The sequence below is a fragment of the Roseiarcus fermentans genome, from assembly GCF_003315135.1.
GTDB classification, from domain to species: Bacteria; Pseudomonadota; Alphaproteobacteria; order Rhizobiales; family Beijerinckiaceae; genus Roseiarcus; species Roseiarcus fermentans.
The window spans coordinates 1-12,884 of sequence record NZ_QNRK01000015.1; the positions used below are offsets into that span (position 1 = coordinate 1).

General features: G+C 67.4%; 12 protein-coding genes. 6 read left to right on the plus strand and 6 right to left on the minus strand.

Features of this window, described 5'->3' with window-relative positions:
* The first annotated feature begins 171 nt into the window (after positions 1–171).
* From DFR50_RS14330 to DFR50_RS14345, 4 genes are all read left to right on the plus strand, one after another.
* Positions 172–1,095, plus strand: coding sequence for an ABC transporter ATP-binding protein (locus DFR50_RS14330; RefSeq protein ID WP_113889961.1), 924 nt, complete (start codon positions 172–174; stop codon positions 1,093–1,095).
* Complete coding sequence (locus DFR50_RS14335; protein ID WP_113889962.1) at positions 1,092–1,859, plus strand: ABC transporter permease; 768 nt, start codon at positions 1,092–1,094, stop codon at positions 1,857–1,859. The genes DFR50_RS14330 and DFR50_RS14335 overlap by 4 nt, the downstream gene beginning before the upstream one ends.
* Before the next feature lie 88 nt (positions 1,860–1,947).
* The gene (locus tag DFR50_RS14340; protein WP_113889963.1) at positions 1,948–2,700 is read left to right on the plus strand and encodes an SDR family NAD(P)-dependent oxidoreductase; all 753 of its coding nucleotides are present in this window, start codon (positions 1,948–1,950) and stop codon (positions 2,698–2,700) included.
* 9 nt (positions 2,701–2,709) lie between these two features.
* On the plus strand, positions 2,710–3,813 hold the full coding sequence (locus DFR50_RS14345; RefSeq protein WP_113889964.1) for an FUSC family protein: 1,104 nt from the start codon (positions 2,710–2,712) through the stop codon (positions 3,811–3,813).
* Positions 3,814–3,832: 19 nt separating this feature from the next.
* Here DFR50_RS14345 and DFR50_RS14350 read toward each other — a convergent pair whose 3' ends face one another.
* The 6 genes from DFR50_RS14350 to coxB form a co-directional block, all read right to left on the minus strand.
* The gene (locus DFR50_RS14350) at positions 3,833–4,195 is read right to left on the minus strand and encodes an STAS/SEC14 domain-containing protein (protein ID WP_113889965.1); all 363 of its coding nucleotides are present in this window, start codon (positions 4,193–4,195) and stop codon (positions 3,833–3,835) included.
* Between the two features lie 174 nt (positions 4,196–4,369).
* A complete protein-coding gene (locus DFR50_RS14355) occupies positions 4,370–4,867 on the minus strand; it encodes a hypothetical protein (RefSeq protein WP_113889966.1) in 498 nt (165 codons plus the stop codon).
* Positions 4,868–5,085: 218 nt separating this feature from the next.
* A complete protein-coding gene (locus DFR50_RS14360) occupies positions 5,086–5,982 on the minus strand; it encodes a cytochrome c oxidase subunit 3 (protein WP_113889967.1) in 897 nt (298 codons plus the stop codon).
* 16 nt (positions 5,983–5,998) lie between these two features.
* On the minus strand, positions 5,999–6,616 hold the full coding sequence (locus DFR50_RS14365) for a cytochrome c oxidase assembly protein (protein WP_245427780.1): 618 nt from the start codon (positions 6,614–6,616) through the stop codon (positions 5,999–6,001).
* Complete coding sequence (ctaD, locus tag DFR50_RS14370; RefSeq protein ID WP_113889969.1) at positions 6,613–8,328, minus strand: cytochrome c oxidase subunit I; 1,716 nt, start codon at positions 8,326–8,328, stop codon at positions 6,613–6,615. Before ctaD ends, DFR50_RS14365 begins: the two co-directional genes overlap by 4 nt.
* 34 nt (positions 8,329–8,362) lie before the next feature.
* Positions 8,363–9,220, minus strand: coding sequence for a cytochrome c oxidase subunit II (gene coxB / locus DFR50_RS14375; RefSeq protein WP_245427782.1), 858 nt, complete (start codon positions 9,218–9,220; stop codon positions 8,363–8,365).
* Between the two features lie 384 nt (positions 9,221–9,604).
* On the opposite strand from coxB, the gene DFR50_RS14385 reads away from it, so the two are divergent.
* Positions 9,605–10,249, plus strand: coding sequence for a hypothetical protein (locus DFR50_RS14385; RefSeq protein WP_113889971.1), 645 nt, complete (start codon positions 9,605–9,607; stop codon positions 10,247–10,249).
* A gap of 142 nt (positions 10,250–10,391) precedes the next feature.
* The gene (locus DFR50_RS14390) at positions 10,392–12,878 is read left to right on the plus strand and encodes a glycogen/starch/alpha-glucan phosphorylase (RefSeq protein WP_113889972.1); all 2,487 of its coding nucleotides are present in this window, start codon (positions 10,392–10,394) and stop codon (positions 12,876–12,878) included.
* Positions 12,879–12,884: the final 6 nt, after the last annotated feature.

A 12,884-nucleotide genomic window follows, 5' to 3' on the forward strand; every position in this document is an offset into this window, starting at 1 on the left:
GGGCGACCTCTCTGAATAGGGTCAAGTCGTTCTCGCAAAACAACTTTTGCCTGATTCGGACGCCCGATGCACCCATCCTGTGTGAGAAATCCGGGTTAAGAACCATCGCGGCGGCGTCGCGGGGACTCCGCAGGGGCGATTCGCGCCGCCGTCGGGGAGACTGGGTCCCGCATGCCGATCATCGACTGCGTCGCCGTCACCAAGCGTTACGCCAATGGCCAACTCGCCCTCGACGCCGTCGATCTCGCTATCGACAAGGGCGAGATTTTCGCGCTGCTCGGCCCCAACGGCGCCGGCAAGACGACGCTGATCGGCGTCATCTGCGGCACGGTGTCGATGACCTCGGGCGCGGTCCGGGTCGCCGGCGCCGACATCCAGCGCGACTTCCGCGCCGCGCGCTACCGGATCGGCCTCGTGCCGCAGGAGATCGCGCTCGACATTTTCGCGACCGTCAGGGGCACGGTGTCGTTCAGCCGCCGGCTGTTCGGCCGCCCGCCCGATCCGGCCTTCCTCGAACGCCTGCTGCGCGACCTGAGCCTGTGGGAGAAGCGGGACAGCCGGATCATCGAATTGTCCGGCGGCATGAAGCGGCGGGTGATGATCGCCAAGGCGCTCGCGCACGAGCCCGAGGTGCTGTTTCTCGACGAACCGACCGCGGGCGTCGACGTCAATCTGCGCCGCGACATGTGGGCGCTGGTGCGGCGGCTGCGCGAGGGCGGCGTGACCGTGATCCTGACGACGCACTATATCGAGGAGGCCGAGGAAATGGCCGACCGCGTCGGCGTGATCGACAACGGCCGGATCCTCTTGATCGAGGACAAGGCGCAGCTGATGCGCAAGCTCGGCAAGCGCAGGCTCGCCCTCGTGCTGCATCGTCCCCTGCGCGCTCTGCCGGCCTCGCTCGCCGGCTGGCCGATCGCCCTCGAGGACGGCGGCCGGCGGCTGGTCTACAGCTTCGACGCCTCCGCCGACGACACCGGGCTGTCGACCCTGCTGCGCCGACTCGCCGAGGCCGGCGTCGATTTCGCCGACCTCGAGACGACGGCGTCGAGCCTCGAGGACATCTTCGTCGACCTCGTCGGAGGCGCGGCATGAGACTCAATCCCCGCGGCGTATGGGCGCTCTACCGCTACGAGCTGTCGCGAACGGTGCGCACGATCTGGCAGAGCGTGGCGACGCCGGTCATCACCACGGCGCTCTATTTCATCGTGTTCGGCGGCGCGATCGGCTCACGCATCCACGAGGTCGACGGGGTCAGCTACGGCGCCTTCATCGTCCCCGGCCTGATCATGCTGTCGCTCTTGACCCAGAGCGTCTCCAACGCCTCGATCGGCATTTTCTTTCCCAAATTCTCCGGCACGATCTTCGAGATCCTGTCGGCGCCGCTGTCGGCGCTCGAGGCGGTGACCGCCTACGTCGGCGCCGCGGCGACCAAGTCGGTGGTCATTGGCCTGATCATCCTGGCGACCGCGACCCTGTTCGTCGAGGTGCGGATCGACCATCCGCTCTCGATGATCGCCTTCCTCATCCTCACCTCGATCGCCTTCAGCCTGTTCGGCTTCATCATCGGCGTCTGGGCGAAGAATTTCGAGCAGCTCGCGATCATCCCCTCGCTGATCGTGACCCCGCTGACCTTCCTCGGCGGCGCCTTCTATTCGATCGACATGCTGCCGCCGTTCTGGCGCACGGCGAGCCTGTTCAATCCCGTCGTGTATCTGGTCAGCGGCTTCCGCTGGAGCTTCGTGGGCCGCGGCGATGTCGGCGTCGCGACCAGCCTCGGCTTCACCGCGCTCTTCATCGTCGCTTGCCTTGCGATCCTGGTCTGGATCTTCCGCACCGGCTGGCGGCTGAAGCCGTAGCCCGCGCGGGCGCGCGCCTCGGGAGCGCGCATTGACGCCGGAGGGGGCGGCCGCCATGGTCGGCCGATTCGAACGACGGGAGCGGGCTATGGGTATGGGAACAGTCGTCGTCACGGGGGGCTCGCGCGGCATCGGCGCCGCGGTCTGTCGCCGGCTCGCGGCCGAGGGCTATGCCGTGGCGGTCAATTACGCTTCCGACTCCGCCGCGGCCGCGGCGACAGTCGCCGCCGTCGAGGCGGCCGGCGGCGCGGCGCGGGCGTTCAAGGCCGATGTCGCCGACGCGGGCGCGCTGGCGCAGATGTTCGACGCGGCGACCGAAGCGCTCGGGCCGCTGGCCGGCCTCGTCAACAACGCCGGAAGCACGGGCCGCTTCGCGCCGGTCGCCGAGCAGGACCCGGCGGACCTGGCGCGGCTCTTCGCCGTCAACGTGACCGGCACGATTCTCTGCTGCCGCGAAGCGGTCCTCAGGCTGTCGACGCGGCGCGGCGGCAAGGGCGGCGCGATCGTCAACCTGTCGTCGATCGCGGCCCGGCTCGGCGGTCTTTCCGGCCTCGCGCCCTACGCGGCGAGCAAGGGCGCGGTCGAAAGCTTCACCCGGGGACTGGCGACCGAGGTCGGACCGGAGGGCGTGCGCGTGAACGCCGTCGCCCCCGGCATGATCGAGACCGACATGACCGACGGATTCCTGTCGCAGCCAGGCGCCCGCGAGCGGGTCGTCGCCGGGACGCCGCTCGGCCGGCTCGGCGCCCCGGACGATATCGCCGAGGCCGTCGCCTGGCTGATGTCGCCGGCCGCGGCCTTCGTCACCGGCACCGTCGTGACCGTGTCCGGCGGACGATAACGCGCCGGCATGGGCGCCTTCGCCTCGCTCGCCCGCAAGCTCGCGGCCCTCGCGCCGCAGTTGCGCTACAGCCTTCGCGTCAGCGTCGCCGGGGTCGTCGCGTTCGCCATCGCCCGCAGCCTCGACCTGCCGTTCCATGGGCTGTGGGCGGTGCTGACCGCGATCGTGGTCAGCCAGGTCAGCGTCGGCGGCTCGTTGCGCGCCTCGATCGAATACAACATCGGCACCCTCGGCGGCGCGGTCTGGGCGGCGGCGGTCGGGCTCGCCTTCCCTCACGTCACGCCAGTGGCGCAGGCGATCGTGCTCGTCGTGTCGGTCGCGCCGATGGCGATGGCCGCAGCCGTCAGCCCGAGCTTTCGCGTCGCGCCGTTCTCGGCGGTGCTCGTGTTGCTGATCGGCGGCCAGCTCGGCGAAACGCCGCTCGTCTCCGCCGTCACGCGCATCCTCGAAGTGGCGATCGGCGGCGCCGTCGCGGTCGCCGTCTCGCTGGCCGTGTTCCCGGAGCGCGCCCGCCGCCAGGGGCTGAAGGCCGCGAGCGGCATCCTGAACCAGATGGCGGATCTGCTGCCGAAGCTTCTCGTGCGGGTGTCGCGAGACGGCGACGCCGTGCAGATCGCGCTCGCGCAGAACCGCCTCGGCGATGCGGTGTCGGTCTTTCGCGGGCTCGCCGAGGACGCCAGGCGTGAACGCATGGTGTCGCTGGGACCCCACCCCGACCCGGCGGCGCTGGCGCGCGCGCTGCTCAGGACCCGGCACGACTTCGTCATGATCGCCCGCGCGACCGGCGCGCGCTTTCCCGAGCCGATCGCCAGTCGGCTGGCGCCGCCGTTGACCCGGTTCGCGGACGAAGCGACGGCCTATCTGCGCAATTGCGCCGCCGCGCTCGCGAGCCGGACCCCCGCGCCCTCGATTGCGCCGATCGAGGCCGCCCACGCCGCTTACGCCGCCCAGGTCGCCGCCGTTCGCCGCGAAGGCCTGTCGATCGCCTTGCAGACCGCCGACGTCGAGCGGGTGTTCGCGCTCGGCTTCGGCCTCGAACAGCTATGCCGCGACCTGGTCGACCTCGAACCGCGCATCGAGGACCTGGTCGGGCGCGGCGCGGCCCGACCCTGAGGCGCCCGGGCGGCTTCGCCTATTGGCCGGGGCGGGCGGATTCCGCCCAGTCGAACGCCGCAAGCCGGTCGCCCGCCGCGAACAGGCGGATCGGCACGGCGGACTGGGCGACGCCGAGCGTCGCCTCGGCCGACTGGCCGGGACCGGTCACCAGGGCGATCCGGACGATGGTCCTGTGCGCCGCGGCGACGTTCGCCAGTCCGCGCTCCAGTTCGGCCATGTAGCCGTCGAAGTCGTCGCCGATCACCACGACCAGCCCGGTCGGGGCGCTGATCGCGCCGAGCGCCGCGTCGACCGCCTGTTCGACGTCGCGCGCCATGACTGTGCCGCTCGCCGCGAGCGCGAGCGCGTCAGCCGGCGCGTCCTGAATCCGTTCCAGCATGCTCTCTCCCCATCGCGAAGTCGGGGGACTCGATAGCAGGTCCGAACGGGGCTTCCTAGCGACGGGATTCCGCCGCACGCCGGCGGTCGGGCCGGCGCGCGTCCTTGTCCCTTTGGTCAATTTGGCCGCGGCGCCCTTCCGTTTGATATCGAAGGGATCCTGACTTTGGCGTCGTTACGGGTTGTCTTTTCCCTTTTTCTTCAGGAAGGCGACAAGAGCGTAATCGGGCTGGGCGCCGGGGACCCCTGCGATCTGTACATAGACCAAGGTATCGCCCGCAAGGCGAATGTCGATATCATCGACCTTCTTTTCATCAATCGGATTCAGCATCGTCAGCCTTGCGCCGACCACCCGTCCCACTTTGGTTCCAGTTTTGATTACAGTTGCAACGCCATTTTGAAAGATTAGATCACCGTTCGCTGCGAGAGAGAATGTGTCGACCTCGGTGAACTTTTGTGGGCCCAATCCATCGCAAGTCATCGAGGCTTCCCGAACGACGAAGACTTGGCTATTTCCGCTGAACTTCATCATAACATCGGAGCAATTCACAAACGAATTACCCATCTGAAAAACGCCTTTGCCAAACCAGGTCCCGTCGATGAAATCTGCGCTTTCCGCGTGGCCTGGAAGACTGATGAAAAAGCTTAAAAGGGTGAGAACAATCCGAATCATGCTCTGCTCCTTTTTTGGCAGGGTAATTCGAATCAGAACAATATAAAGCCCTACGCTCCTGCACGGCAGCCGCCGCGGGCTCGGCGGCTGCATCCCTTGCCTGGTCCCTTCGCTCCTCGCGCCCGAGACTTCGACGGCCTCAAACTGGCGTCACCGACGCCGTTCCGGGGCCGTCCACCCTCGCAATTCGGCGGCGATCCGATTGGAACTCGCGCCGCCTAGCCCGCCGCGCCCTCGATGGCCGCGCCCCACGAGCCCCAAATGTAGATGCAGCTGAACAGGAACAGCCAGACGACGTCGACGAAGTGCCAGTACCAGGCGGCGAACTGGAAGCCGAGATGGTGGCGCGGGGTGAACTGCCCGGCGAAGGCGCGGAACAGACAGACGGTCAGGAAAATCACGCCGATGATAACGTGGGCTCCGTGGAAGCCGGTGGCCATGAAGAAGGTCGCGCCGTAGATCGAATTGCGGAACGAGAACGGCGCGTGGATGTACTCCCAGGCCTGCCCGCCGACGAACAGGAAGCCGAGCAGGATCGCCACCAGCAGGAAGCCTTTGAAGCCTTCCCGGTTGCGCTCGCGCAGTTCGTCGTGGGCGACGTTGACGGCGAAGCTCGACGCCACCAGCACGAACGTGTTCATCAGCGGCAGCCTCAGCGGATCGATGACCTCGGTCCCCTTGGGCGGCCAGAGCCCGCCGGTGAAGTCGAGCCGGCCGTAGACCTGCGGATCGTGCGCGCCGAGCGACGAGGCGAAGAACGCCCAGAACCAGGCGACGAAGAACATCACCTCCGAGGCGATGAACAGGACCATTCCGATCGTCAGTCCATTGCGCACGATCGCGTTGTGGTGGCCGGACTGGGCCTCGACGATAACGTCGCGCCACCAGCCGGCCATCGTGAACAAGATCCCGGCGCCGCCGACCGCCAGGACGAGGGGACCGGCCCGCGCCAGGTCCTTCATCGTCAGGATCAGCCCGACCGCGGTGAGGAGCGCGAAGATCGACCCCACGATCGGCCACGGGCTCGGATCGACCAGATGGAAACCGGGCCGTTCCGCGGCCGGCGTCTCCTCGTCGATCAGCGCGGCGTGCGTGGCGATGGGCGCGTCCGTCATAGGCTTCTCCTCGAGGTCATCCGGCGGGGCCGGCGCGGCGCGGCGCGTCGGCGGCGTTTCGCGCCGCCGGGGCGGCGTACAAAGTGTAGGATAGCGTGATCGATTGGATCTCGGCCATCGACGGGTCCGTCTCGAGCTTCGAATCGAGGAAGAACACGACCGGCCACTCCGCCGTCTCGTGCGGCCCGAGCCGCTGCTCGCTGAAGCAGAAGCATTGGACCTTGTCGAACCATGCGCCCGAGACTTCGGGCGTCACGTTGAACACCGCGGTCGCCGCGATCTCCCGGTCGGACAGGTTCTCCGCGCGAAAGAACACGGTGGCGGCCTTGCCGACGCGCAGGTGGACGGACTCGGTCTCGGGCTCGAATCGCCACGGCAGGCCCGGCGCCACGTTGGCGTCGAAGGCGACCCGCAGCGTCCGCCGTCCCACGGTCCCGTCGTCGGCCGCCACCCGCTGCGGCGTGCCCTCGTAACCGGTGGCGCGGCAGAACAACGTATAGAAAGGCACCGCCGCGTAGGAGAGCGCGAGCATGGCGACGGCGAGCGAAAGCGCGCCGATCGCGTAGCGCCTGTTCAGCCGCGCCGCGCGGGCGCGCGCCTGAGCTTGCGTCGCGGGCGCGGGGGCGTCGCTCAATGGCCGCCCCGGCCGACCGCGGCAGGCTCCGCGTGCGCCTCGTAGCCGGGAATGCGCGGCGGCGTCTCGAACGTGTGGAACGGCGGCGGCGAGGGCAGCGTCCATTCCAGCGTCGTGGCGCCGACCCCCCACGGGTTGGCGCCGGCCAGCCGCTTGGCCTTGAACGCCTCGTAGACGACGTAGAGGAACACGATGGTCGCGCCGCCGGACAGGTACGCGCCGAGCGACGACACGAAATTCCAGGTGGCGTAGGCGTCGGTGTAGTCGACCAGGCGGCGCGGCATGCCGGCGAAGCCGAGGAAGTGCTGCGGGAAGAAGGTGAGGTTGATGCCGGCGAACATCAGCCAGAAATGCCATTTCGCCAGCCGCTCGTCGTACATGTAGCCGGTCATCTTCGGGAACCAGTAATAGAATCCGGCAAAGATCGAGAACACCGCGCCGAGCGACATCGTGTAGTGGAAGTGGGCGACGACGTAATAGGTGTCGTGCAGGTAGCGGTCGACGGAGGCGTTGGCCAGCACCACGCCGGTGACGCCGCCGACGGTGAAGACGAAGATGAATCCGATCGCCCACAGCATCGGCGTCCTGAGCGACAGCGAGCCGCCCCACATGGTCGCGATCCACGAGAAGATCTTCACGCCCGTCGGCACCGCGATCACCATGGTGGCGAACACGAAATAGCGCTGGGCGCCGAGCGACAGCCCGGTGGTGAACATGTGATGGGCCCACACGATGAACCCGAGCAGGCCGATCGCGGCCATCGCGTAGACCATGCCGGCGTAGCCGAACACCGGCTTGCGGGCGAAGGTCGAAACCACCTGGCTGATGATGCCGAAGCCGGGGATGATCAGGATGTACACTTCGGGGTGACCGAAGAACCAGAACAGGTGCTGGTAGAGAATCGGGTCGCCGCCGCCGGCCGGATCGAAGAACGTGGTGTGGAAGTTGCGGTCGGTGAGCAGCATGGTCAGCGCGCCGGCGAGCACCGGCAGCGACAGCAGCAGCAGGAACGCCGTCACCAGCACCGACCACGGAAACAGCGGCATGCGCATCATCGTCATGCCGGGCGCGCGCATGTTGAAGATGGTGGCGATGAAGTTGATCGACCCGAGGATCGACGACACGCCCGCCAGGTGCATCGCCAGGATGACGAAATCCATCGCCGGGCCGGGCGCGCCGACGTTCGACGACATCGGCGGATAGAGCACCCAGCCGCCGCCGAAGCCGTGCATGCCCGGCGACCCCTCGACCCACAGCGAGGTGAACAGGAGGCAGAACGACGCCACCAGCATCCAGAACGACATGTTGTTGAGGCGCGGGAACGCCATGTCGGGCGCGCCGATCATCAGCGGCACGAACCAGTTGCCGAACCCGCCCATCATCGCCGGCATCACCATGAAGAAGATCATGATGACGGCGTGGCTGGTGAAGAACACGTTGTACAGGTTCTTCGCCGCGTCCAGCGATCCGTCGCCGGTCATGATCGCGGAGATCCACGGGAACACCTGAATCCCCGGCGTCATCAGCTCGGCGCGGATCGCAATCGACAGCAGCGTTCCGAAAACGCCGCCGCAGACCGCGAACACGAGGTACATCGTGCCGATGTCCTTGTGGTTGGTCGAGAACAGGTAGCGCCGCCAGCCGTGCGGAATTTCGTGTTCGTGTCCGTGATGGACGTCGGCCTCGGTGTCGGCGGAGACGTAAGACGTCATGCTTCTCTCGTCCTGTTCAGATGCGGTTTCGCGGTCACGGATGCGGGGCGAGCGCGGTCGCGGCGAGGGTCGCGCCGTCCGCGGACGCGTAGGTCTTCTTCGCCTGCTCGAGCCAGGCGTCGTAGGCCTTCTGGCTCACGACGTGGAACTCGATCGGCATGAACGCATGGTCGATGCCGCAGATGTTGGAGCACTGGCCGTAGAACACGCCTTCCTGCTCGGCCTTGAACCACGACTTGTTCAGCCGTCCCGGAACCGCGTCGATCTTCACGCCGAAAGACGGGATCGAGAACGAGTGGATGACGTCCTGCGACACGACGTCGAGTTCGACCACCTTGCCGACCGGGACATAGGCGGCGTTGTCGACCGACAGCAGGCGGATGTCGCCGGGCTTGAGGTCCTTGTCGTCCTTGATCAGCGAATCGAACGAGAACCCGCCGTCCGACTTCGGATAGCCGTAGTTCCAATGCCACTGCGAGGCGGTCGCCTTGATCGTCATGTCCGGCTCGGGGATGACGAGCTGCTGCGTCAGCAGCCGGAAGGAAGGCACCGCAATGACCACCAGCACGAGCGCCGGCAGGATGGTCCAGGCGATCTCGAGCGGGCCGTTGTGCGTCGTGCGCGAGGGAATCGGATGCGCCTTGTCGTTGAAGCGGAACACGACGTAGGCGAGCAGGGCCAGCACCAGAAGCGAGATGCCGACGGTCGCCGGCAGAAGGATCGCGTTGTGCAGCCACTGGATGTCGCCGGCGATCGGCGTGTTGGCCGGCAGGAAGCCGATCTGCCCCGACTCCGGGGCGCCGAGCAGCGCCGCCCGCGACGGTTGGGTTGCGGCCGCCGCGAGCCCGACCGCAACGGCCGTCCGCAACGGAATCGATACGCGTTCCCTCACTATCGATCTCCCGTCAGCCCGCCGCGTCGACGCCTGTCGCGCCGTTCGCCGCCCGAATGCCCGCCAGCCACTTCTTTTCTTGCCGCGACGTTACACCGCACCGTCCGCGATTGACAACCTCCTTCCTGGCGCCGGGCGGCGGTTCCCGGAGGTCGCGCGCGCCGGGCCGTTCCCGGTCCCTGGTGTTCGCGGGCGCGCGAGCGGCCGCGCGCGACCGTCGCTCCGCCGCGGCGAAGCGCGGCATGGCAGCCTTGCGGGAATGGCAAGTCGGACCGGTGCGTCGATTTTTCAGCTTGGCGAGGCGCCCCCGCCGGGCTCTATAACCGGGAACGACCGTCGAGCCGCGAACGTTGTTGCTGTGCGGGCGAACCGCAGGAGTGCGTCATGGCGTTGGGTGCGGGCGAAACCTATTATCGGCCTGTCCTGCTCGCGCTCTCCGGTCTCGCCCTCATCGGCTGGCTGTTGTCGGCATATCTTTGGTATGAGGCGTCGCGAACGCAAGGGGAGATGGCGGCCTCGCTCCGCGCCGCCGGAAAGGCCCGCGAGTCCCTGGCGGCCGACCTTCAGAATCTGCAGAAGGCGGCCGGAACGGCGGCCGATCTCAAGATTCAGGCGATGGAAGCGGAGAAGGCGCTGTCGGAGGCGTCGGCCGCGCGCGCGTCGGCGCAGAACGAACTGGCGGAGCTGACCCGGCAGTTCAACGACGCCAAGCTCGCCATTTCCGGCGCGCAGGAGGAAGCGAGCGCGAAATCGCGCGACCTTCAGTCGGTCGACGCGCGGCTGAAAGAGGAAACCGACCGGCTCGCGGCGTTGCAAAACCAGAATCAGGCGCTTACCAACGAGCAGACGCGCCTGCAGGGCCAGCTCGACGCCTCGCACGGGGCCTTGACCGACGCTCAGAATCAGTCGGCCGCCGCCCAGAAACAGCTGGAGACGCTGCAGATGCAGATCGCCGCGGCGACCGCCGAGCTCGACGCCTATCAGCAGCAGATGCGCAGCGCCAGGAGCGCGGCCGGTTCCGGCCATTGAGGGAGACGGCCATGCGCGCTCGGGGAAACGGGGCGATCGGGCCGCCCTCGCGCGTTGCCGAAGGCGGCGAGCATGTTACAACCTGCCTCGGGGAGCGCACACGAAGCCGGTCGTCGGACTTTGCGCTCACGAGCGAGGGAAGATGGGCGATCTCAAGATAGACACCGCCGGTTCGTCGAAGTCGGACGTCGAGCCGCCCGTTTCCGCCGCCGAACTCAAGGCCTCGGTTCTGGCCAAGCTGACCTATTCGGTCGGCAAGGTGCCCGAGGTCGCGAGCCCGCGCGACTGGTTCCTCGCGGTCGCTTTCGCGACCCGCGACCTCATCGTCGACCGCTGGCTGCATTCGACCGCGGAAGCCTACGCGGACGGGCGCAAACGCGTCTATTACCTCTCCCTCGAGTTCCTGATCGGCCGGCTCCTGTTCGACGCCATGACCAATCTCGGCGTCGCCGAGACCATGTCGGAGGCGCTGCAGGACCTCGGCGTCAACCTGATGGAGCTGAGAAGGGTCGAGCCGGACGCGGCGCTCGGCAACGGCGGCCTCGGCCGCCTCGCCGCCTGCTTCATGGACAGCATGGCGACGCTCCAGATCGCCGCGCACGGCTACGGCATCCGCTACGACAACGGCCTGTTCCGCCAGGTCATTCGCGGCGGCTGGCAGCAGGAGGTCCCGGAGGACTGGCTGACCAACGGCAATCCGTGGGAATTCGAGCGCCTGGAATACACCTACGCGATCGGCTTCGGCGGATGGGTGGAAATGCTCCACGGCGAGGACGAACGCACCCGCCACATCTGGCACCCGGGCGAGACGGTCGAGGCGGTCGGCTTCGACACGCCGATCGTCGGCTGGCGCGGCCGGCACGTCAACACGCTTCGGCTGTGGTCGGCGCGCGCGCCCGACCCGTTCAAGCTCGACGCCTTCAACGCCGGCGATTTCGTCGGCGCCCAGTCGGACGCCATGCGGGCGGAAGCCATCTCCAAGGTCCTCTACCCGAGCGACGCGACGCCGGCCGGACAGGAGCTGCGCCTCCGGCAGGAGTATTTCTTCGCCTCCGCTTCGCTGCTCGACCTCGTCCGCCGCCACATCCGCCAGCATGGCGACGTGCGAACGCTCGGCGACCACGCCGCGATCCAGCTCAACGACACCCATCCCGCGATCGCGGTCGCCGAACTGATGCGCATTCTGGTCGACCTCAACGGGCTCGAGTGGGACGAGGCCTGGACGGTCACGCAGGCGACCTTCTCCTACACCAACCACACGCTGCTGCCGGAGGCGCTGGAAAGCTGGCCGGTTCCGCTGATGGAGCGGCTGCTGCCGCGTCACATGCAGATCATCTATCTGATCAACGCGGCCCACCTCGACGGCGCCCGCCGGCGCGGGTTCATGGACCCCGGGATTCTGGCGTCGATCTCGCTGATCGACGAGCACGCCGGCCGGCGCGTGCGCATGGGCAACCTCGCCTTCATCGGCTCGCACAAGATCAACGGCGTCTCGGGACTGCACACCGACCTGATGCGCAAGACCGTGTTCCACAACCTGAACACCGTCTATCCGAACCGCATCGTCAACAAGACCAACGGGATCACGTTCCGCCGCTGGCTGATCGAATGCAACCCGGGCCTGTCCCAGATCATCCGCTCGACGGTCGGTGAGCACGCGCTCGAGAACGCCGAGGCGCTGAAGGCTTTCGCCGCCTTCGCCGACGACGCCGGCGTTCGCGACGCGGTCGCGGCGGCCCGGCGCGCCGCGAAAGTGGCGCTCGCACGCCACATCGCCGTCCAGCTCGGTCAGCGTATCGATCCCGACTCGATGTTCGACGTCCAGATCAAGCGCATCCACGAGTACAAGCGCCAGCTTCTCAACATTCTGGAAACGGTCGCGCGCTACAACGCCATCCGCGCCAACCCGACCATCGACTTCGCGCCGAGGGTCAAGATCTTCGCCGGCAAGGCGGCCGCCAGCTACACGCAGGCCAAGCTGATCATCAAGCTCGCCATCGACGTCGCCCGCGTGGTCAACGCCGATCCGACCGTGCGCGGACTTTTGAAGGTGATCTTCCTGCCCAACTACAACGTGTCGCTCGCGGAAACGATCATTCCGGCGGTCGACCTGTCCGAGCAGATCTCGACCGCGGGCATGGAAGCCTCCGGCACCGGCAACATGAAGATGGCGCTCAACGGCGCGCTGACGATCGGGACGCTCGACGGCGCCAACGTCGAGCTGCGCGACCTCGTCGGCGACGACAACATCTTCATCTTCGGCCTGACGGCGTCGGAGGTGGAAGCCGCGCGCGCCCAGGGCATCGACGCGACCCAGCGGATCGCGGCCTCGCCAGCGCTGCGCGAGGCGCTCGACGAGATCGGTTCGGGCGTGTTCTCCATCGACGACGCCGCACGCTACCGAGGTCTTGTCGACACGCTCACCCACTACGACTATTTCATGCTGTGCGCCGATTTCGACGCCTACTGGAAAGCCCAGCTGCGCGCCGACGAGGTCTGGCGCGACCGCGTCCGTTGGATGCGGTCGAGCATCATCAACACTGCGAACGTCGGGTGGTTCTCATCCGACCGCACGATCGCGGAATACGCCAAAGAAATATGGAACGCGCCGTTCAGGCCCCTGAGCTGAGAACGG